We start from the raw sequence: 19,645 nt of genomic DNA, 5'->3' as shown, positions 1-19,645 counted from the left end.
AGGGGCATCGGCTTCAGCCGTGCCGGTAAGAAGCTATCTCTACCTTCGCTTCAGCCGCTGGGGGTTTTCGGCTGCGACTCGAGTAACAGCTTTGATTCCAAAATGGAAACCTCAGCAGCTAAGGCCTTACTGAAAACAAGGGCCCATCGCCGGCCTGCCTTGAAGTCGTGCTCCCCCTACCGTGAGGCATCTTCCGAGAGTTTATCGAGCAAAATGTATTGCATTCGGTAGGCTCCATCACGCGATCGTCACAAGCTGAGATCTGCGGCTACCCTGCGGACGCGAGCAGAGCACCCACATCACCCCGCCACTAATAACAAGGAGCAAAGCGATGAACTGCGTAGCGCTCATGATCCCGCCAAACATCGATCCTCGGTCAGGATCTGCCCGTAGGAATTCGAGAAAATATCGGGCTACGCCGTAAAGGAATAGGTACAAAGCAGAGATCTGGCCTTCGAAGCTGCGATGACGAAACACCCAGAGCAGTAAAAGAAAGATGAGCAGTTCAACCAGGAATTCGTAAATCTGTGTGGGATGCAGCCGTATGCCGAGCGGTGTACCAGCCCACTTCGCCATAGGATTCGTGAAGGTCACTCCCCATGGCAAATTCGTTGGCTTCCCAAAACAGCACCCGGCTGCAAAGCAGCCAAGGCGCCCGATCGCATGTCCAATGGCGATCCCCGGAGCAAACGAGTCGGCGGTTTTGAGTTTGGGGAGATGGTGCCGCACCGCGTACCAGTAGCAAACGCCAATGGAGAGCAGCAGTCCGCCAGAGAAGACGCCCCCCGACTGCAAAGTATCGAAGCTAAACAGATTCAACGGCAGATCCGGATGCTCCTGCCAGGTCGTGAACAGATACAACAACTTCGATCCCACGATACCGGCAAGGATCGCCACGAGACCCATGTTCCACATCGTGTCCACATCAATTCCCTGCTTACGTGCAAGGTGGACAGTCACGAGAAGCCCGATGATCAGGCCTGAGGCAACAAGAACGCCGTACGTGGGTACGAAGAAATGCCCAATTTGGAAGAGGCGGGGATACACGAAAATTAGCTAAGCTGCTCAGCTCCTATGCCGCTAGCTTAGCAGCTCAGAAGGTTAGGAGCTCAGCAGCTAAATGAAAAGCCAACCCGCGGGGCCGTACCAGGCGGGCCGTTCATGAACCCGTCCTAAGACGGTGGGAACTCTCCGCGGTTCTTTAGGCATTTCCGTACTGGCGGAACTTCGCACACCGAACCGATTTTTCGAGTCGAGCCCCCTGTTCATTGAATGTTGGTTCAATAAACGGTTACCGCCAGTACCTGCTTTGCAGGCTGGCTTCCAGTTCGAATGCTAGTCAAAGCTGAAGGGGATGGCAAGCAACTGGCTTTCGGCGCTCGGCAGCCGGCTTTTAGCCAGTAAAGATTTTAGCGGGAACTCACACCAGCCTTGTTGGCCCAACGCCGAGAGTCGAACGCCGAAAGCCTCAACCGTCAATTCACCCGATCTTCCGATCATCGATAATTTCGTCCAGCATTCCAGAAAGCGAATTGGCGCGCCGCAGGTAGGTGTCAGCGATGCTGTCGTACTTCTTCTTGAGCAGGTGATACTCGTCGGCAATGTTGAGAGCGGCGAGCACAGCGACTCGAAGTGAATCGACTGTTGAAGTTTTCTCTGCCACTGCACGCATTTTCAGATCTACATATTCCGCGAGTTTGACGATGTGGTCCGGATCGGTTCCACGAAGGGTGTAGCCCTGGTCGTAAATCTCTACGCGTATGCTGTCATTCGCTTTTTGTGCCGTTTGAGCTTGACCCATATTCAGGACGCCTCCGCTCCCATCGTATCGAGCTGCTTGAGCATCTTCTCGACCCGACCACGAACGTCTTCACGATCGCGCCGGAGGCCGACCATCTGTTCACGCAGAGTCTCGACTTCTTCCTCGCGGTCTTCGAGTTGTTCACGTAGACGCGTCACATCGCGCTCGGCAATGGCCCGAGCCTCACGTGCCGACTTCAGCAACTCGATTGTCTTGTAAACCTTCTCTTCCAGCGCCTGAAACTCGTCGACGGAGACAGCGGACTCAAGCTCGGGGAGCGCCCTAGCAGACATGAGCACAAAACCTCAAGGAATAATTTTAGTGGCGCGCATTTGGAGTATAGACCACGTGATAGGTGAAGGATGCCTGTGAATTCTGTTGATAAACAGGGAGAAATAAGAAATCGGATCATCGGGTCATCGGGTAAAGTGAAACCTGAGGCTCTCGGCTCTCGGCTTTCGACGTTCTGCCTGCAGTCCATTTCGTTATTATTCCAAAACCGTTCATTGGCCGAAAGCTGACAGCCGATCGCCGACCGCCTGTTCAGAAGACAAATCGGGTGATCGGGTCATCGGGTGAAGTGAAACCTGAGGCTCTCGGCTTTCGACGTTCTGTCTGCAGTCCATTTCGTTATTACTCCAAAACCGTTCATTGGCCAAATGGTGACAGCCGATCGCCGAGCACCTGTCTTTCACTTCACCCGATCACCCGATTCTCCACTCCACTCATGCTGTTAGGACCACGAGAATCGCCTGCTACAATAAAGCGACAGCCCAGTCCTCATGAAGTGTCCCTTCTGCGGTTTCATCAATGACAAAGTAGTGGATTCTCGCGAGACCAAAGAAGGCGAATCCATCCGCCGCCGTCGCGAGTGCATGAAGTGCGAGAAGCGCTTCACCACTTACGAACGCATCGACGAAATCCCGTACATGGTCGTAAAAAAGGATGGGCGAAGGGAGAAGTTTGACCGTCAGAAGCTGTTGACGGGCCTCCTCAAAGCCTGTGAGAAACGACCGATTTCCATGGGAAAGTTAGAGCAAATCGTGAACGAAGCGGAGACCTACGTGATCGATTCTCCAGACCGGGAGCGCACAACGGCTGAGGTAGGAGAGCTGATCATGGAACGATTGAAACAGCAGGATACAGTCGCGTACATACGATTTGCTTCGGTTTACCGCGATTTCAAAGACGTTCGGGAGTTTGGAGCTGAACTCGAGCAATTGATGAGTAAAGAAGCCAAGGCGGCAAAGTCCAAAGCCAGTCCGAAACACCAATAACCCAGAATGATCCATAGAGTGACATTGATCGCCGGCGACGGCATCGGGCCGGAGGTGGTAAACGCAACAGTTCGCGTGCTCGAGGCAACAGGTCCGAAATTCGAGTGGGAGTCGCAGCTCGCCGGCGCGGAGGCTTACGCCAAGACCAGGCAGTATATTCCCAAGGAACTGTACGAATCGGTCGAGAGAACTCGGGTTGCGCTCAAAGGACCAGTGACCACCCCAATCGCAGGCGGCTTTGCCAGTATCAATGTCACACTCCGCAAGAAATTCGAACTGTTTGCAAATTTTCGACCAATCAAGAACCTGCCGGGTATTAAGACCAACTATCCCGGAATCGATCTCGCGATTGTGCGCGAGAACACCGAAGGAGAGTACTCGGGAATCGAGCATGAAGTTGTGCCTGGCGTGGTTGAGAGCCTGAAGATCATTACGGAGAAGGCTTCCACGCGCATCGCGCGCTTTGCCTTTGACTACGCGCGCCGCGAGAAGCGAAAAAAAGTTCACGCCATCCATAAAGCCAACATCATGAAGTTAACTGATGGCCTATTCCTGCGCTGCTGTCGCGATACAGCAGACATCTATCCCGAGATTCCCTATTTTGAACACATCGTCGATAACACCTGCATGCAGCTCGTCATGAATCCATACCAGTACGACGTCATGGTGATGGAAAACCTGTACGGCGACATCATCTCTGACCTGTGTGCCGGATTCGTCGGCGGTTTAGGGCTAGTACCCGGTGCAAATTTGGGACACGAGTGCGCAATCTTCGAAGCCGTGCATGGGTCTGCTCCCGATATTGCCGGAAAAGATCTCGCAAATCCGACGGCGGTCATGCAATCGGCGGTGCTCATGCTGCGTCATCTGGGCGAGAGCGACGCTGCGGACCGCATGCATACGGCGATCGAACACGTTTACCGCGAAGGACAGAAAACAACGCGCGACGTCGGCGGCAAGGTGGGCACAAGCGAATTTGCCGACGCGGTGATCGCTGGATTGGAAACGAGCAAGGAACCGGCCGCTGCCAGCCGCTGAGTCGGCTCCTCCCTTCCTTAATTCATTTTGGGAACCTAATGTAATACTTGAGCACTAAAGGCCTCGCTGACGTCCTTCGGGTAGTGGGCTGATTTGAAAGCCGCCCACTACCTTCGCCATCCCTTGACTTTTGCTTTAATTTCGCCTATAATTTTGCGATGCTTTTGCACACGATTGTTGCCCGGAACTTCTTCCCCGGTCCGATTTCGGCAGATGGCTCATCTGCTGTGTCGCTTTGGAACTACGCCCTAGGTAGCGAGCGTAACGCTGTGCATATTCCGGCGTTACCCTGTGGAAATTTCGGCGTTACCCCGGGGAAGAGGTGGGGTTGCTGCAGGCAATCAACGCCAGTAAGCGCTTTAGAATGTTCCAGAAAGGAATGTTCTCAGCGAATCGTGCAGCAACACTGCAAGGCTTTCGCTAAGCTGAAGCAAATCGACTCCGAGAAAGTGCAATCGTCGGCCCAAAATGAACTGGTCCCTTCTGCTCGCAGTTTCACTGGCATTCTTTCTCAGTGCCTGCAGTCAAAACACTCGTACTATGCCGGCAACGGAACAGCCGAAAGCAAACGAGTCGCCGAGAAAGCTGACGACGGTCGATCCTGCGACCGCAGCCAGCCTTCATGGAACGATTCATCTCCAAGGCTCCGTCCCTGCCCCGGTTGAGATCGATATGGGTATGGATCCGGGCTGCACGATCTCGAACAAGCAGCCAAACTTCAGCCAGCAATACGTCGTTGGCAAAGGTGGAGGACTTGGGAACGTTTACGTGTACGTCAAGTCCGGTTTGGAGGAAAGCAACTTTGCTGTACCTGCTAACCCTGTCCTACTCGATCAGAAAGGCTGCCGCTACGAGCCGCATGTGCTCGCGCTCATGGCTGGACAAATACTGCGGGTTCTCAACAGTGATCTGACGATGCACAACGTGCACGCGCAGCCAAACGCGCCGAGCAACTCGCAATGGAACATCTCGCAAATGCCGAAGGGCGCTCCGATAGAGACGACTTTCCACGATCCCGAAGTGATGATGCCGTTCAAGTGCAATCAGCATCCCTGGATGAAAGCCTTCGTGAATGTGGCTGCTAACCCGTTCTATGCAATCAGCAACGCAAACGGCAGCTTCGAGATTAAAGGACTGCCGCCGGGCGAATACACGATAGGCGCAGTTCACGAAGCCGCTGGCGAGCAGACGCAGAAAATCAGCATAGGAGCCAAAGACACTAAGACTGCCGACTTTACATTTACCGCGCAGTAGCTGAGTGCCGAATGCTGAGTGCTGATTGCTTTGTTAAAATAACTGTTTCCTGCCCGCATCAATACTGAAAGAAGGCGCAGAGCGCGTGAGGTCTGAAGTCGTACGAGCTATCTCCAACCGGTTTCATAGCGGTCTTCACCGCTTTGCAATCGCCCTATCCTGCTGCATTTTTGTTCTGATCGTCGCTGGCGCACTTGTTACCAGCGAGGATGCTGGCCTCTCGGTCCCCGATTGGCCGACGTCGTTCGGCTCTATTTACAAAATCCCGCCAATGGTTGGCGGCGTGAAGTTTGAGCACACGCATCGGATGATCGCCGAGGGCGTCGGTCTACTTACAATTCTCTTTTGTGTGGCAGCGTTTTTGATGGATACGCGGAAATGGCTTCACAATTTGAGTCTCGCGGCGATCGGAACAGTGGTCGCCCAGGGCGCGCTTGGCGGACTCACTGTGCTGATGTTCCTGCCCTGGTACGTATCGAGCGCTCACGCAGCGTTGGGACAAACTTTCTTCTCGATTGCCGTGCTGTTGGCTGTCTTCACTGGACGGGGTTGGATCGAATCGTCCCCGGCGAAATTTGCTGATGACGGCACTCCGGCTACACGTACCTTGGCGGTTCTCGCGATCTGTGCTGTATATCTGCAGCTCTTCCTGGGGGCGGCTTTTCGACATTCGGGAATGAGCATTCTTCCCCATTTGATAAACGCAGTTCTCACATCAGGAATCGTGGCCTGGACTGCCGTTCGCGTACTGAGCCGTCACGGTCAAATCGCCGCCCTTAGACGGCCGGCTATGATCATGATTGCGCTGCTTCTGATCCAGCTCGGATTCGGATTCGCAGCGTACTTAACGCGCGTCGTGTGGGGCAAGAATGCGGTGCAGCCTCTGCCAAGCATGGTGAGTACCACAGTCACCCATGTAGCCATCGGAGCCCTGCTGCTGGCCACCAGTTTTGTGCTGGAAGAGCAGGTTCGTCGACATTTGGTGAAAGATGCTGCAACCCTCGCCGAGTCCTCAATAGCACGAAAGGCGATAAGCGCATGAGCGCCGTTATCCAAGCAGTTCCACCACCCACAGAACTGAGACCGGCGCCTCTTCGTCCGCGCAAGTATTCACGCCTTGGCGATTACGCGATCCTCTTGAAAATGCGAGTGACGTCGCTAGTGGTAATGACTGCATGGACCGGTTATTTTCTCGGCGCTCAACGGGCTCAAACCCCTGCGTTTTCCTGGAAGTTCCTATGCGCCATGCTCGGAATCGGACTAGTCTCTGGTGGCGCCGCGGCCATGAATCAGGTAATCGAGCGCGAAATTGACGGGCGCATGCAGCGAACGCGACGCCGCCCCATTCCGGGACAACGCATAGGCGTCGTTGAGGCGACCGCAGTAGGCATGGTCTGCATTCTTGCTGGCGCAGCTTATCTCGCCATTACTACCAATGTTCTAACTGGAATTCTCAGTGTGCTCACCGCCGCCGCGTACGTTGGCGTATATACCCCGTTAAAGATGCGCTCGCCGATCTGCACGACGATCGGAGCCCTGCCGGGAGCGATGCCTCCACTTCTCGGTTGGACGGCAGCCCGTGGACGCGTCGAGTGGGAAGCGCTCGTGCTGTTCGCAATCTTGTTCCTCTGGCAATTTCCGCACTTCCACGCAATCGCCTGGCTCTATCGTGAAGACTACCGTCGAGCCGGAATCCGCATGCTGCCGGTCGTTGAAGAAGATGGACGCTCCACCGTGCGCGAGGTTCTCGCTTATTCGATGATGCTGGTACCGGTAAGCCTCTTCCCCGGTTATCTGCACATGGTCACAAGAACTTATATTGTCGGTGCACTCATTTTTGGTATCGCATTCCTGGTATTTTCTATCCGCTTTGCGCGTGTTCTCTCAGGTTTGCCGTCCGGTGAATCGGGCAAGCTCGCTCGCGGGCTCCTCCGTGCTAGCGTGCTCTACCTCCCCGCCCTGTTCGCGCTCATGATGATCAACTCCCGGGTTGCGCGATGAAGAGCAGTCCCAATTCGGCCTTGCTTTCTGCGTACGAGGAGACTCAGATCATTGCCAGTCCCGCGATTCAAGTTGAATCGCTTGGCCATCATTATGGAAGCCGTGTCGCCCTGGACGATATCTCGCTCGAGGTTCGGCAAGCAGAGATCTTCGGCCTGCTCGGCCCGAATGGCAGCGGCAAGACAACGCTCTTCCGCATCCTGACAACGCTTATGGTTCCGAGCAGTGGGCGCACACGAATTGCCGGCTTCGATCCCGTGATTCAGCCCAATGAAGTGCGTCGCAGAATCGGTGTGGTAGCGCAAGCGCAGAGCGTAGATGTGAAGCTCACTGCCGCCGAGAATCTGATGCACCAGGGCCATCTGTACGGACTGAGCGGAGCGCAGCTCAAGCGTCGAATCAGCGAGATGCTGGAGCGTGTCGGACTGCCTGAGCGAGCGAAGGATCTAGTAGAAACTCTCTCCGGAGGTATGCAGCGGCGCGCCGAACTAGCCAAAGGGCTGATGCATCGGCCATCGGTTCTGCTCCTCGACGAACCCACAACGGGACTCGATCCAGGTGCGCGTCGCGATTTGTGGTTGTACTTGGACAGCCTGCGGGAACGAGAAGGTGTAACCATTCTTGTGACCACTCACCTGATGGAGGAGGCGGAGCGCTGCAACCGCCTCGCCATTCTCAATCAGGGCAGACTCGTTGGACTGGGAACTCCCGCAGAATTGAAGTCTGAGATCGGCGGCGATGTGATTCAGTTCGAAGCAGAAGATCCGGAAAGGCTGGCTGAGCGGATCCTGCATCGATTTGGCATCGCATGCTCAATTCAGGAAAACACAGTTCGCCTGGAACGAGTCCAGGGACATCGCTTCGCCGCTGATGTAATGGAAGCCTTTCCGGGAGAGATTCGTTCGATCAACGTGAGTCGACCCACGTTAGAAGACGTGTTCGTAAAACGGACTGGGCACCGCTTCTGGACAGAACCGTCCGCGGTAGCGGACGGGTTGAGCATCCGGAACAGATAATGTCGCAAACCGCCACAACATTTCCGCTCCTGACGAGAAGCCAGAAGTCGAACCTCTTGCTGCCTATCGTTTCTCTTTGGCGACGTGAGATCGTCCGCTTCTATCGCCAAAAGAGCCGAGTCGTTGGAGTAATTCTCTCTCCACTGGTCTTCTGGCTAGTGATTGGATCAGGGTTTGGTACGTCTTATCGATCGGGAGCGGGCGATCAACATTACCTGCAATACTTCTTCCCCGGCGCCCTGCTCATGATCGTGCTGTTTACTTCCATCTTCACCATGATGTCGGTGATCGAAGACCGCGATCGAGGATTTCTCTCGTCCGTCCTCGTAGCTCCCGTAAGCCGCTCAGTTATTGTTCTGGGCAAAGTTCTGGGAGGCACGACTCTCTCTGCGGTTCAGGGATTGATCTTTCTAATCTTTGCGCCGGCGCTTGGCGTGCACATCGGAGTGTCTGATTTCCTCCTGGTGGTTCTCTCAGTGTTTTCGATGGCATTCGCGCTCACCGCGTTGGGATTCGCGCTGGCCTGGCGAATGGAATCGGCGCAGGCTTTTCACGCAATCGTCAATTTATTGCTGATTCCGTTGTGGCTGCTCTCAGGCGCGCTCTTCCCCGTAAACGGAGCCTCTGGATGGATTCGCTGGATAATGCGATTAAATCCCCTGACCTACGGACTCGACGTGCTACGCACAGCCCTCTTCCCCGCTACTGCTGCGATGAACCAGTTCTCGCTGGGAACTTCCCTTCTGATTCTGGCGATATTTACCGTCGCAATCTTCTGCGCAGCGTTCGTGATGGTAAACCGCAGAACAACCCAACCTGCGGCCTGAACTGATTGCAGATCGACTACAGCATCTTCCCGCCACTCGATGCCACGCTGAACGGCACCACCGCAATCTTGCTCACCATCGGACACAACTTCATCAAGCGCGGCGTCGTGGCCAGGCATCGCGCAACCATGATCGCTGCCTTCGTGACCTCTTCCGTTTTTTTCGGCTGTTACCTCTACTATCACTTTCATGTGGGGTCGGTGCACTTCCGAGGCAGAGGATGGTCGCGTCCGCTGTACTTTTCCATCCTGATTTCGCACACTGTGCTCGCGGCACTGGTAGTACCAATGATTTTCATCACACTCATCTTCGCACTGACCAACAGATTTGACCGTCACCGTCGACTCGCGCGTTGGACATATCCCATTTGGATGTATGTGTCAGTCACCGGCGTGATTGTCTACCTGATGCTCTACAAGCTATTCGTCTGAAGGCGTTGGCCATCGCAAGCCTTCGCCGGGCAAGGGCACGGATGCTCCGTTGAATAGCTACGCCTCGCGGTGCAGGCGCCTCGCCCGGCGTGTCTGGAATCCTATCGATGACCCTCAAATTTCATGACTCCACTGACTCTTTTGTGTTAGAGGAATCACCTAGACGTGCCTAAGAGTTTTTCCGCAAGTCCCTAGAGTCCTACGCCGATGTAGCGAGAGTAGATCGAAACCTACCGTGAATTCAGTCAGTTGCGTTCCCGAACTGGCAGGAGTTTACGGTGCAATTTTCTAAGGTTTTAATCAAATTCAGCGCGGCCGCGATTGCGGTTGGCTCAATTGTGGGTTGTGGCTCCGGATCGGCAAAGCCTTTCTCAGCCGGAAGCGCCAATAGCAGCATTAACTCAAATTCCAGCTCCGGATCGAATTCCAGCAGCTCGTCTTCCGCTTCAACGCCGGGCACGACCGCGTCGAACTCTGCCCCGACGACTCCACCTACACCGATCACGGTTCCGCCAACGCCTGCCGGCGCGGATCCCGCTGGCACAATCGTCTACGGCAGTCTGCAAACTCAGCCTGGATGGCAGACCTGCGGCGGCTGTGGCAATATCGGCGGCGTCGGACAGGGGCCCGACTATCATATGACCCAGGGTGTTTCGAATCCCAGTCTGAGCGGGTCTGCAGCTGACTTTTACGTAAATGGAGGCCCAGCGTACACGGGCGGCTACTACTTCATCGAGCAGCCAACGATTCCCAATCCGGTCAGCTACTTGCGCTACGATTTTGACATGTTCGTGCCCGGGCAGTATGCAAGCGCTCCTCAAGCAATCGAATTCGAGGCCCAGCAGACCACCAACGGCAATACGTACAACTTCGCCTGGCAGGCTGACTATGCCAGCAACACCTGGCGCGTCTTCAACTACACGACGAAGGAATGGGAAGGCACAGGAATCCCGCTACAGCGCTTTGCCCCTGATACATGGCATCACATTTCTGCGGTATTCCATGCGGCAGGGACGCAGGCGATTCATGATTCCCTCACCGTCGACGGTAACACGATGGGCGCAAACATTAGCCATCAAGCGACAGCCACCGGCACTCGCCTCGAGTTCACGGCAGGATTCCAGGTGGATCTGAACGCCAGCAGCACTCCGTATCACGTGTACGTAGACAATATAAAGGTGACGGCGACGGATTAGGCTCGCCCAACAGTGTGTCATTCAAAACCGCTGCCGTTTGGCGGCGAGGAATCCCCACCGACTGCCACTATGCCGGCAGGTGCTAGAGGTTGGCCCTTGGTTTTTGTTAACTGACACACCTCCCACGCAAGGAATCTCGAATCAATTCGGCAGTTTGGAAGTCCGTAGAGATTCCCTTCACCGCCAAACAGCGGCGGTTCGGAATAACAAATCGCGCCGATGGTGAATTTCCTGGGCGTTTGTTATATTGACCGCACTTCTTTCGTACCGGAGCAGCGGCATGGCCAAGAGCGTTAACAAAGTGATCCTCGTGGGAAATCTGGGAAAAGATCCCGAAGTCAAGTACACGTCAACCGGCACGCCCGTCGCCAAGTTCACACTCGCGACGAACGAGGGCTACAAGGACAAGAGCGGGCAGTGGCAGGAACGCACTGAATGGCACAACGTCGTTGCCTGGCAGAGGCTCGCCGAGATTGTCGGCGAGTACGTAAAGAAAGGTTCCAAGGTCTACATCGAAGGACGCCTCCAAACCAGCTCCTGGGACGACAAAGAGACTGGACAGAAAAAATACAAAACGGAGATCATCGCCAACGATCTCGTTTTGCTTAGCGGACGCGGCGAACCTGACGCCGAAGGCGCATCCCGCGGATACTCCCGCGGCGCCACCGCCAGCGGTGGCAACCTCGACCAGAGCCAGCAACATCACGAGGAGCCAGCCCACGCCACCCAGATTCAAGACGAAGATATTCCTTTCTAACCAGCCTCTAGTAGAGACGTAGCATGCTGCGTCTCTACCATGCTCTCAATCGGCTGCAGCAGCTCTGATCCAACGTAATCTGCTGGATTTTCATCCAATCATTTGAGCTTTTGCTCAATTTTTTCATCGGAAAATCCTTGTCTCTTATATGCAAGTTTCTTTCGGAGCTATTCAGCGTTTCTGTCTTTTTGTCGGCACTATAGTTCTCCTGAATCTCTCAGGATGCGCCGGTTCGCATCGCACTGATATCGCTCGCACGCTGCGATCAGAATTCTCCGCACCTGAAGGCAGTCCGCAGATCATCGCTGCGTATCAGCCATGGTTCGGACGTTCTGGACACATCGACGTCGGGTACAACTCGCAAGATTCGAACGTTCTTGCCCAGCAGGTCGAGCACGCGAAAGACCTCAACATCAAAGCGTTCGTCGTGAACTGGTATGGACCCTCACACGACTTCGAGGACCGCAGCTACGCCGCGCTGCAACGAGTTTCATCTGAACATGGATTCAAGACGGCCATCATGTACGACGAAAGCGTGGACGATCCCAGCCGCGCCACCCAACAAGCAATCTCCGATCTGCAATACGCATACGAGCACTACATCGGCCCGAAGTCCTCAATGCCTGCGGGTGCTTATCTGTCCTACGACGGCCGTCCCATGATCTTCGTCTTTCCCAAATCGGGAGACACAGACTGGAAGCGGGTGAAGCAGGCCGTGGATGGATGGGAGCATCCGCCCATTCTCCTTTATGAGGATCAAGACGCAAAAGATTGGGGCGCCTTCGACGGCTACTACGCCTGGGTTTCACCGGGAAAAAAGGGATGGGTCAAAGACGGGAGCAACTGGGGCCGCAGCTATCTCGAGGACTTCTACAGCAGAATGTCGAAACAAACCGAGAAGATCGCAGTAGGCGCCGCATGGCCTGGCTTCGACGACTCCAAAGCGGAATGGGGCCAAGGCCGCAAGATGGACGCCCGCTGCGGCAAAACCCTCGAAGACTCCCTCAACCTTCACCGCCGCTACTTCCCCGCCGATCGCCCGCTACCGTTCCTCATGATCGTTACCTGGAACGACTACGAGGAAGGAACAGCCATCGAACGCGGCATCGCCGACTGCGGAGGCAAGACCGAAACAGCACAGCGCGCTGGCGGATAGAACCATTCGCGGTAGCGAATGGGTCCACGGCCACCGACACCAACAACATCCACCACCTATAATGTCCCCATGCTCGACGAACTCGATTTCCGTCGCAAGGCCGATGTGGCCGTAGAAGACCTGAAAAAGAGCTTGATCGCAGCCGAAGACGAGGCCGCGATTGAAGTCGAAGAACAGAATGGCGTCCTGAACGTCGTCTTCGAGGAACCACCCGCGAAGTTCGTCATTACTCCCAACACCCCAGTTCGCCAGATATGGATCTCAGCTCTCTCCACGAGTTTCAAACTGGACTGGTCCGAAACCGAAAATGACTTTGTCCTGGAAAAAACCGGCGAACGGCTCAAACCGCTCGTCGGAAGACTAGTCAACGAACAACTCGGGGAAGAGGCGGTGTCCTTGTCCTAGTCTCAGAGCAATGAACAAGCAATCGCGGCAGCCCGTCTTGGTCTTGCATGCAGCGCGAAGCTGTTCTGTGCCAGCCTTGTTAATCGTCCCAAATATGCACGGGGCCGACTCTCGTATCCTTATCTGTTGTAATCCTTTTGTCATGGACGGAAATACGGATGCCACGAATTGCAGGTCTCGAGAAAAATCAGGCGCCCTGGCATTTGCGCTGGTTTTACGGAGCAATGAGGAAGATGTTTGGGCGGGATCTCACGCCGGCAAAGATCCAGATGCGTGTGCCTGGAGTGGTGTGGGGCAGCATCGGCATGGAGGCCGGACTGAGCAGAAAGCGGCGTGTCTCCTTGCGCTATACGCAGTTGAGCAAAGTGCGAGCCGCATCACGGATTGGCTGTCCGTTTTGAGTGGACATCAACTCTGCCGTGGGCAGAAAAGCAGGACTCAGCGACGCCAAGCTGGCGGCCATACTTGGTGAAGATCTTAGCGGCTTCAACGACGTGGAACGGATGGTGATTGAGCTTGCGGATGCGCTCACCAATACTCCGGCGAACGTGTCGGACGAACTCTATGCCAGGCTGCGCAATCAATTCTCGGAGGAACAGTTGATCGAGCTTGCGGCGCAGGTTTCATTTGAGAACTATCGCGCACGTTTGAACCGGTTGTACAACGCGGAGAGCGATCATCTATATGTGGCAGAGAATCGATGATCAAAGAAGTAGTACCATTGCCGACAGTGCACGGGTGGCAGGGATCGGGTGATCGGATCGCCTCCACTCGAGCAACCGCAAATGCGGCGCTCGCTGGGACCACGTTCATCGCGCAATCGGGAGAAGTGAACAATCAGTAGCGTTCGCGAGGCTGAAGCCGTCGCTTTCCCCGACTAGAGTCTCGGGTTTCCAGCAACACAGAACATTGCTATTTTGGAATTGCTTCTTCAGTTTCCTGAAATGGAATGGCATATGAGCATGAGGACGCACAGGGTTATAAGAGCGGTCCAGGGATGCCGCCGCTCAAAGAAATAGACACCGCAAGTCTGCAGACCTTGGCAGGTTTCTGAGATTTTCGTACGAAAACAAAAAAAAACCGGGCGAGGGCGCCCGGCGCTTCGTTCTTTACTCTGAATCAGTGCCCATCGAGGCATCCGCGCTGGCCTGAGCTGTTCGGGTAGCCGGTCCCTGTGTCGTAGGCATGGTTTGACCACTCCCCTTGAAGTTTCCACTCGGACCCGTTAGTAAATGTCACTAAAGGTACGTTGAAGGTCCACGCGCATTTGTCGCCATTTTCATTTCCGGAAGCGTCGTACCAGCCGCCGTTGCGCGGATCGGTTCTCGCTTCGGAGAGTTCGTGGGCACTCACGTTGGCTAGTGCTGCGAGCCCCTGTGAATGGCGCCCCGAACGGTCTTGAGGATCGCAGCCAGAATCGCTGTCGAGGTCAAAGAAGAAGGCAATCTGTACCGGGGTTCCTCCACAGCTCCCATAACTGTGCCAGGCACAGTATCCGGCGTTGCCTCGCTTGATGTCGGTGTAGACCGGGTAGTATCCATCTGCAGCTGGATTCGGTACCACCTTGCAGACTTCTGCAAGGATCGGCGAGACCTGGTTTCCTCCCGTGGCAGCGGTGGTATCAATCACGTAGCCACCATATGAATTGTTGGGCCCAACCTGCCCGTTGCTGCCGTTGTATTCGTCAGAGGTCTTGGCGTAATTCGAGCCGCTGAAGCCGAGGTAAAACGACTCTAAGCCTGAGATCTTCGGATTCGCAGAGGTCCAGGTTGTGCCCCAGTAAATTGCGGTCACGAAGGACGAGTTCATGATCGCGCCGTTGTGCCAGCTCATGTCCGGGCTGCGGTGGGAACGAGCAGCGTGAGCGAACTCCCGCGCCCAGTGAATACCCATCATCGGCGGTTCGTGGGTCGGTCTTGCTTCCAGCTTATCGACTTGTCTGCGATCCTGAGCGGTTAGGCTGCACGGATTGATTAACGCAACGGCCACGAGGACTGCCGCCGACAGGGTTTGTACCAAAACGGAACGGAACTTCATACAGTGGAGCCTCCAGGGACCTAAAAGGGATGTGCCTCTTACGGGAGCAAACCAGCTCGTGAGAAGAAGCCGCATAAATAGAAAAGAAGAGAGGCAACGAACGACCTGATCGGACGGGAACGCCAGCGAAGCAATCGCGCCAGCCAAGTTGCGGGACAGAGTAGCTGAATTGAGTTGTGGAATTCAAGGCGGGAATTGTGTGACCCAAATCAGTACCGCCCCGGCAGCAGACGATGAGCGCTTCACATGATCGGAGCAGCACTACATTCCACGGAACCTGCCCTAGCGCAGGCGATACTGATCAACTTCGGCGCGCGCCTCCGGCTGCTCGTTCCAGTGCAGCCAGTACTTCTTAAAATCCATCATCATTTCCTGGAGCTGGTGGGCAGTGTCGGGCTTGGTGAGATAGCCGTTTGCGCGGAGATCATAGGCGCGGTTCACATCGACCGAATGGCGGGAGGAGGTCAGCATCACAACCGGAATGCGGCTTAGGCCGGGGGGTTGTGATCGAAGCCACTCCAGTACTTCAAAGCCGGTGCGGCGGGGGAGTTTGATATCAAGGAGAATGACGTCGGGTAAGGGGTGAGTCTCACGATCGTCGAAGGGCGAAACGCCACTGAGATAATTGATCGCCTCTTCACCATGCTTGAGCCGCCAGAACTTGAAGTCGAAGCCCGCCTTCTCAAACGCCCGTTTAATAAGCAGGGCGTCACTAGCTTCATCCTCAATCAGCAAAATGTTACGTTGCGCAGACATATTCACGCCGAAGGAAGCCGGATTTCAAAGGTGCTGCCTTTTCCCATTTCGGATCGAAGACTCACAGTGCCGCCCATGCGAATAATTCCCCGCCGCACAATAGCGAGGCCAATCCCGGTGCCGGGATACTCTTCCGCATTGTGCAGTCTCTCGAAAACCTGGAATATCCGCTCCTGGTGTTGGGGCGCAATTCCGATTCCCTGATCCGTGACTTCAATGCTTACATAGTCGCCACGCCTGCAGGCATGTATTGTGACAGAGGGCGGAGTTTCCGGCTGGGTAAATTTCACCGCATTCGTCAGCAGATTGGAAATCACCTGCCGCAGAATCGGCTTGTATGCTCGTATCGCTAAGGCAGGATTTGCTGAGACGGACACCCTTGAGCGCGCATCCCTGTCCAATTCGTTACAGGCATCCGAGACTACAGACCTCACGTTGACTGCTTCCAACTTGAATTCGATTCGGGAGAGGCGGCTGTAAGTAAGCAGATCCTGAATCAGCCGGTTCATTCTCATGGTTGCTGTGACGATGTGCCGGAGCGATTCTTTGACCTCGTCCGGCAGCTCGCCGGCGAAATCCTGGAGCATGATATCGGCGAATCCTTCGATGGCTCTGAGCGGCGCACGCAAGTCGTGCGAGACGGAGTAGCTGAACGCTTCCAGCTCAGCATTCGTCTGCTCGCGCTCTTTGACTCTGAGTTCGAGCTCTTTGGAGTGCTGCTGAAGTTGGTGGACAAGAGCCTTGCGATCGGTGACGTCGCGGGTGATTTTGGAAAAGCCGACGAGAGTACCAGCTTCGTCCCGAATCGGTGTGATCGCAACGCTCGACCAGAATCGCTGGCCGTTTTTGCGCACACGCCAGCCCTCGGCCTCATAGTGTCCGTCTCGAGCGGCGGTCTCAAGCACCTGTGCCGGCAGATTTGCAGCTACATCCTCCGGAGTGTAGAACTTCGAGAAGTTCTGGCCGATGACCTCCTCAGCCTCATAGCCCTTTAACCGCTTTGCGCCGGAGTTCCAACTGGTAACCCTGCCCTCCGGATCAACGGAGTAGATTGCGTAATCGGTAATACCTTCAATGAGCCGGCGGTATTGCAGCTCCACTTCCCTGCGATCGGTGAGGTCGCGCGTGATCTTGCCAAAGCCAATCAGCCTCCCGCTCTCATCGAGAATCCGGGTGATGATGACGTTGGCCCAGAAGCGGCTGCCATCTTTTCGTAAGCGCCAGCCTTCATCTTCGAAGCTTCCCACTTCGGCAGCGACCTTGAGTTCGTGTCCTGGCTTGTCCGTGACTAGATCGTCAGGCGGATAGAAGAGTCTGAAGTTTTTACCGATGATCTCGGCTGTTTTGTAACCCTTGATTCGTTCGGCGCCGGGATTCCAGGAGGCGACATCTCCTTCGGGAGTTAAGAGGAAGATCGCGTAATCCTTTACCGAATCTACAAGCGTGCGGAAGACGTGTTCGGAGTGGAGTGTCGTTTCAGGTGTAACTGAAGTGCGACGTATTGAAGCCAACATAACCTCGAAGTTGCAAATTTGTGGTCAGGCGACCACATCGGATCAGCTACTCTCAAGCAAAATGCCGGATTAAGCAGGCTCCGCTGGAAGTCGGTTTGCATTCAACCAGTAATTGAGAGTCTTGCTGAGTAGATCGCTCATCTCCGCTGATGTGCTGGGTTTTACCAGGTACCCACAAGCTCCCAAACCGTAAGCCGAACTTATTGCTGACGGACTGTCACTGCCACTGAGAATCACAATCGGCGTCGAATGCAGTTGAGCGTGTCTCTTAAATTCGGAGATTAGATCCAGGCCGCTCATGCGTGGCATGGTCAGATCCATAAGCACGAGAAACACGCTTTCCTCGGGATCGGGACGAAAACGCTGAATCCAATCCAGCGCCTGTTCCCCGTTAGTTACCACTTCGAGCGCTACGTTGGGAAATTCCTTCTTGAGCACTCGCCCGATGCCGAGCGCGTCGATCTTCTCGTCCTCGATCACCAGCATCTTCTTGCGCACACCGCCTCCGAGCAAAGCAAACATTGTATCTCTGCCGGGCAGATGGCGGGCGCCCCCTATGGGATGGCTGCAAGCTCTTTGGTGTTGCTGAAATGTGATCCACGGCAGTGAGCTTCACAAGCGTGCTGATCAGTTTTTCCGGGTCACCTTACTGACAAATGCCGATGAGTAGGGACCAATGTCATCAGATGGCCAGTCCAGCTCCGAAAGGATAAGAATGGCGGTTTTCGGGAACTTGGACTTCAGCTGTTTCGCTATTTGAACCGCTGAGAGGGAAGCCTTGAGCCGGTAATCCAGAGCGACCACATCATGAGTCGCCTCCGGCATCTTTAGTGACCCATTTCCAAGGAAGACCGGGACGACATTAATGGTCCTCAAATCGTCATCAAATGGTCCTCGCTCAATGACCGACTGGTACAGCTTGAAGTGCTGTGGATCATCATCGAGAAAGAGAACCGTTGAGCGTTTTCCGAAATCCTGGTTCATTGGCGGTTGAAGTGTAACTTATATGTTTACACGAGCTCGGCCGCCTACGGCGCGCGCTTGCCATGACTTCGCACGCACGTGGCTGCGGAAGACTATGAAAGAATCCGTTTCGGGGGCATTGGTTGTCTACTCTGTGTATTCAGCGCCTCCGCTTTTGGACAGCAAATGGCGTCACAGACTGCGTCACCAAAACGCGTCGTAATCGCCGCCAGCACGGTTCTCGATGGCAAAGGACATGTGCTGCACGACACGCGCATCGTCGTTGAGGGCCCGAAGATTGTTGCCATTGATCCCAACGCCGCACCAGTGGATTACGATCTGCGCGGGTTGACTGTCCTGCCGGGATGGATCGACTCGCACGTGCACATCAGCTGGAGCTTCGGTCCCGACGGAAGAAACGTAAACAGCGGAGGCACTACGCAGGAGGCTGTGTATCAAACCGCGGCGAACGCATGGGCCACGCTGATGGCCGGCTTCACCACAGTGCAGAGCGTGGGCTCGGCGCTCGACGCTCCATTACGGGACTGCATCGCGAAAGGCCAATTACCCGGCCCGCGAATCATCACCTCGCTTGAGCCGCTCATGGGCCAGGGCGAAAAGACAGGGACTCCGGACGAGATACGTGCCTGGGTGCGCAAACAGAAGCAAGCGGGAGCGGACCTGATCAAGATATTTGCTTCCGGCGGCATGCGTCAGAATGGCATGACACTTTCGCAGGAGCAACTGAACGCCGCTTGCGACGAGGGGAAGAAGCTCGGCCTGCGCACGCTGGTGCATGCTTACCGCGACGCGGTCCGCGCTTCAACCGTTGCCGGATGTACCCAGGTCGAGCACGGCCTCGGAGCCACGGACGACGATCTGAAGCTGATGGCCCAAAAAGGGACATACTTCGATCCTCAGGCTGGGCTGCTTCTGAAGAATTATCTGGAGAACAAGGAAAAGTTTGTCGGCACGCCCTACTTCCCTCCCACACTCGACGGTTTTGCCCCCATGGAGCAGATCATTCCAATGAACCATGATGTAATGCGGCGAGCCGCAAAGACTCCCGAATTGAAAATCGTCTTCGGCACGGACGCGGTGGCCGGCATGCATGGACGAAACGCTGAAGAGTTTGTCGAGCGCGTGCGCGAATGTGGAGTCAGGCAGATATTGTCGCCCTTCAGGGCGATCCGCTGAAGGATATTAGGGGCGTGCG

Annotated in this window: 24 protein-coding genes and 1 other RNA gene; 15 read left to right on the top strand and 10 right to left on the bottom strand. The window is 55.2% G+C overall.

The window, feature by feature from the left end; all coding sequences use genetic code 11:
* Positions 1–237: 237 nt before the first annotated feature.
* From lgt to DMG62_04315, 4 genes are all read right to left on the bottom strand, one after another.
* A complete protein-coding gene (gene lgt, locus DMG62_04330) occupies positions 238–1,053 on the bottom strand; it encodes a prolipoprotein diacylglyceryl transferase (GenBank protein PYY24239.1) in 816 nt (271 codons plus the stop codon).
* A 73-nt stretch (positions 1,054–1,126) separates the two neighbouring features.
* Positions 1,127–1,321, bottom strand: a non-coding RNA gene (gene ssrS, locus DMG62_04325) — 6S RNA.
* A 159-nt stretch (positions 1,322–1,480) separates the two neighbouring features.
* A complete protein-coding gene (locus DMG62_04320; protein ID PYY24238.1) occupies positions 1,481–1,801 on the bottom strand; it encodes a cell division protein ZapA in 321 nt (106 codons plus the stop codon).
* Between the two features lie 2 nt (positions 1,802–1,803).
* Complete coding sequence (locus DMG62_04315) at positions 1,804–2,094, bottom strand: hypothetical protein (protein ID PYY24237.1); 291 nt, start codon at positions 2,092–2,094, stop codon at positions 1,804–1,806.
* Positions 2,095–2,583: 489 nt separating this feature from the next.
* Between DMG62_04315 and DMG62_04310 the strand changes: the two genes are divergently transcribed.
* From DMG62_04310 to DMG62_04275, 8 genes are all read left to right on the top strand, one after another.
* A complete protein-coding gene (locus tag DMG62_04310) occupies positions 2,584–3,078 on the top strand; it encodes a transcriptional regulator NrdR (GenBank protein PYY24236.1) in 495 nt (164 codons plus the stop codon).
* A gap of 6 nt (positions 3,079–3,084) precedes the next feature.
* On the top strand, positions 3,085–4,116 hold the full coding sequence (locus DMG62_04305; GenBank protein PYY24235.1) for an isocitrate dehydrogenase (NAD(+)): 1,032 nt from the start codon (positions 3,085–3,087) through the stop codon (positions 4,114–4,116).
* A 468-nt stretch (positions 4,117–4,584) separates the two neighbouring features.
* Positions 4,585–5,370 (top strand): hypothetical protein, encoded by a 786-nt coding sequence (locus DMG62_04300; protein ID PYY24234.1) that lies wholly within the window; start codon positions 4,585–4,587, stop codon positions 5,368–5,370.
* Positions 5,371–5,455: 85 nt separating this feature from the next.
* Entirely contained in the window at positions 5,456–6,412 is a 957-nt protein-coding gene (locus DMG62_04295) for a hypothetical protein (protein ID PYY24233.1), read from the top strand.
* Entirely contained in the window at positions 6,409–7,371 is a 963-nt protein-coding gene (gene cyoE / locus DMG62_04290) for a protoheme IX farnesyltransferase (GenBank protein PYY24232.1), read from the top strand. The genes DMG62_04295 and cyoE overlap by 4 nt, the downstream gene beginning before the upstream one ends.
* Positions 7,368–8,387, top strand: a complete 1,020-nt coding sequence (locus tag DMG62_04285; protein ID PYY24231.1) for an ABC transporter ATP-binding protein — start codon at positions 7,368–7,370, stop codon at positions 8,385–8,387. Before cyoE ends, DMG62_04285 begins: the two co-directional genes overlap by 4 nt.
* A complete protein-coding gene (locus tag DMG62_04280; protein PYY24230.1) occupies positions 8,387–9,214 on the top strand; it encodes a multidrug ABC transporter permease in 828 nt (275 codons plus the stop codon). Before DMG62_04285 ends, DMG62_04280 begins: the two co-directional genes overlap by 1 nt.
* Positions 9,215–9,219: 5 nt before the next feature.
* Complete coding sequence (locus DMG62_04275; GenBank protein ID PYY24229.1) at positions 9,220–9,645, top strand: DUF420 domain-containing protein; 426 nt, start codon at positions 9,220–9,222, stop codon at positions 9,643–9,645.
* Between the two features lie 241 nt (positions 9,646–9,886).
* Here the strand turns inward: DMG62_04275 and DMG62_04270 are convergent, their stop codons facing one another.
* Entirely contained in the window at positions 9,887–10,189 is a 303-nt protein-coding gene (locus DMG62_04270; GenBank protein ID PYY24228.1) for a hypothetical protein, read from the bottom strand.
* A gap of 94 nt (positions 10,190–10,283) precedes the next feature.
* Between DMG62_04270 and DMG62_04265 the strand changes: the two genes are divergently transcribed.
* The 6 genes from DMG62_04265 to DMG62_04240 all read left to right on the top strand — a co-directional run bounded on the left by DMG62_04265 (position 10,284) and on the right by DMG62_04240 (position 13,863).
* Entirely contained in the window at positions 10,284–10,841 is a 558-nt protein-coding gene (locus DMG62_04265; GenBank protein PYY24227.1) for a hypothetical protein, read from the top strand.
* A gap of 280 nt (positions 10,842–11,121) precedes the next feature.
* On the top strand, positions 11,122–11,598 hold the full coding sequence (locus DMG62_04260) for a single-stranded DNA-binding protein (protein ID PYY24226.1): 477 nt from the start codon (positions 11,122–11,124) through the stop codon (positions 11,596–11,598).
* Positions 11,599–11,746: 148 nt separating this feature from the next.
* Complete coding sequence (locus tag DMG62_04255; GenBank protein PYY24225.1) at positions 11,747–12,754, top strand: hypothetical protein; 1,008 nt, start codon at positions 11,747–11,749, stop codon at positions 12,752–12,754.
* Positions 12,755–12,823: 69 nt separating this feature from the next.
* On the top strand, positions 12,824–13,159 hold the full coding sequence (cyaY, locus tag DMG62_04250) for an iron donor protein CyaY (GenBank protein ID PYY24224.1): 336 nt from the start codon (positions 12,824–12,826) through the stop codon (positions 13,157–13,159).
* Positions 13,160–13,317: 158 nt separating this feature from the next.
* Entirely contained in the window at positions 13,318–13,560 is a 243-nt protein-coding gene (locus tag DMG62_04245; protein PYY24223.1) for a hypothetical protein, read from the top strand.
* Entirely contained in the window at positions 13,561–13,863 is a 303-nt protein-coding gene (locus tag DMG62_04240) for a hypothetical protein (protein PYY24222.1), read from the top strand.
* 415 nt (positions 13,864–14,278) lie between these two features.
* Here DMG62_04240 and DMG62_04235 read toward each other — a convergent pair whose 3' ends face one another.
* From DMG62_04235 to DMG62_04215, 5 genes are all read right to left on the bottom strand, one after another.
* Positions 14,279–15,196, bottom strand: a complete 918-nt coding sequence (locus DMG62_04235; GenBank protein PYY24221.1) for a hypothetical protein — start codon at positions 15,194–15,196, stop codon at positions 14,279–14,281.
* 282 nt (positions 15,197–15,478) lie between these two features.
* The gene (locus DMG62_04230; protein ID PYY24220.1) at positions 15,479–15,952 is read right to left on the bottom strand and encodes a two-component system response regulator; all 474 of its coding nucleotides are present in this window, start codon (positions 15,950–15,952) and stop codon (positions 15,479–15,481) included.
* Positions 15,953–15,954: 2 nt separating this feature from the next.
* Positions 15,955–17,466, bottom strand: a complete 1,512-nt coding sequence (locus tag DMG62_04225; protein PYY24219.1) for a PAS domain-containing sensor histidine kinase — start codon at positions 17,464–17,466, stop codon at positions 15,955–15,957.
* A gap of 69 nt (positions 17,467–17,535) precedes the next feature.
* Complete coding sequence (locus tag DMG62_04220) at positions 17,536–17,988, bottom strand: hypothetical protein (GenBank protein ID PYY24218.1); 453 nt, start codon at positions 17,986–17,988, stop codon at positions 17,536–17,538.
* 105 nt (positions 17,989–18,093) lie between these two features.
* A complete protein-coding gene (locus tag DMG62_04215) occupies positions 18,094–18,450 on the bottom strand; it encodes a hypothetical protein (protein ID PYY24217.1) in 357 nt (118 codons plus the stop codon).
* Between the two features lie 165 nt (positions 18,451–18,615).
* On the opposite strand from DMG62_04215, the gene DMG62_04210 reads away from it, so the two are divergent.
* Positions 18,616–19,626 (top strand): amidohydrolase, encoded by a 1,011-nt coding sequence (locus tag DMG62_04210; GenBank protein ID PYY24216.1) that lies wholly within the window; start codon positions 18,616–18,618, stop codon positions 19,624–19,626.
* Positions 19,627–19,645 lie beyond the last annotated feature (19 nt).

It is taken from the genome of Acidobacteriota bacterium (assembly GCA_003225175.1).
Lineage (GTDB): Bacteria > Acidobacteriota > Terriglobia > Terriglobales > Acidobacteriaceae > Gp1-AA112.
The sequence above is the reverse complement of the archived record's forward strand: the minus strand, read 5'-3'. Positions and strand labels throughout refer to the sequence as shown.

Coding starts and splice junctions, on each gene's coding strand:
- DMG62_04320 (PYY24238.1), bottom strand. CDS start 1,801: ATGGGTCAAGCTCAAACGGCACAAAAAGCGAATGACAGCATACGCGTA.
- DMG62_04315 (PYY24237.1), bottom strand. CDS start 2,094: ATGTCTGCTAGGGCGCTCCCCGAGCTTGAGTCCGCTGTCTCCGTCGAC.
- DMG62_04310 (PYY24236.1), top strand. CDS start 2,584: ATGAAGTGTCCCTTCTGCGGTTTCATCAATGACAAAGTAGTGGATTCT.
- DMG62_04305 (PYY24235.1), top strand. CDS start 3,085: ATGATCCATAGAGTGACATTGATCGCCGGCGACGGCATCGGGCCGGAG.
- DMG62_04300 (PYY24234.1), top strand. CDS start 4,585: ATGAACTGGTCCCTTCTGCTCGCAGTTTCACTGGCATTCTTTCTCAGT.
- cyoE (PYY24232.1), top strand. CDS start 6,409: ATGAGCGCCGTTATCCAAGCAGTTCCACCACCCACAGAACTGAGACCG.
- DMG62_04285 (PYY24231.1), top strand. CDS start 7,368: ATGAAGAGCAGTCCCAATTCGGCCTTGCTTTCTGCGTACGAGGAGACT.
- DMG62_04280 (PYY24230.1), top strand. CDS start 8,387: ATGTCGCAAACCGCCACAACATTTCCGCTCCTGACGAGAAGCCAGAAG.
- DMG62_04265 (PYY24227.1), top strand. CDS start 10,284: ATGACCCAGGGTGTTTCGAATCCCAGTCTGAGCGGGTCTGCAGCTGAC.
- DMG62_04260 (PYY24226.1), top strand. CDS start 11,122: ATGGCCAAGAGCGTTAACAAAGTGATCCTCGTGGGAAATCTGGGAAAA.
- DMG62_04255 (PYY24225.1), top strand. CDS start 11,747: ATGCAAGTTTCTTTCGGAGCTATTCAGCGTTTCTGTCTTTTTGTCGGC.
- cyaY (PYY24224.1), top strand. CDS start 12,824: ATGCTCGACGAACTCGATTTCCGTCGCAAGGCCGATGTGGCCGTAGAA.
- DMG62_04245 (PYY24223.1), top strand. CDS start 13,318: ATGCCACGAATTGCAGGTCTCGAGAAAAATCAGGCGCCCTGGCATTTG.
- DMG62_04235 (PYY24221.1), bottom strand. CDS start 15,196: ATGAAGTTCCGTTCCGTTTTGGTACAAACCCTGTCGGCGGCAGTCCTC.
- DMG62_04230 (PYY24220.1), bottom strand. CDS start 15,952: ATGTCTGCGCAACGTAACATTTTGCTGATTGAGGATGAAGCTAGTGAC.
- DMG62_04225 (PYY24219.1), bottom strand. CDS start 17,466: ATGTTGGCTTCAATACGTCGCACTTCAGTTACACCTGAAACGACACTC.
- DMG62_04220 (PYY24218.1), bottom strand. CDS start 17,988: ATGTTTGCTTTGCTCGGAGGCGGTGTGCGCAAGAAGATGCTGGTGATC.
- DMG62_04215 (PYY24217.1), bottom strand. CDS start 18,450: ATGAACCAGGATTTCGGAAAACGCTCAACGGTTCTCTTTCTCGATGAT.
- DMG62_04210 (PYY24216.1), top strand. CDS start 18,616: ATGGCGTCACAGACTGCGTCACCAAAACGCGTCGTAATCGCCGCCAGC.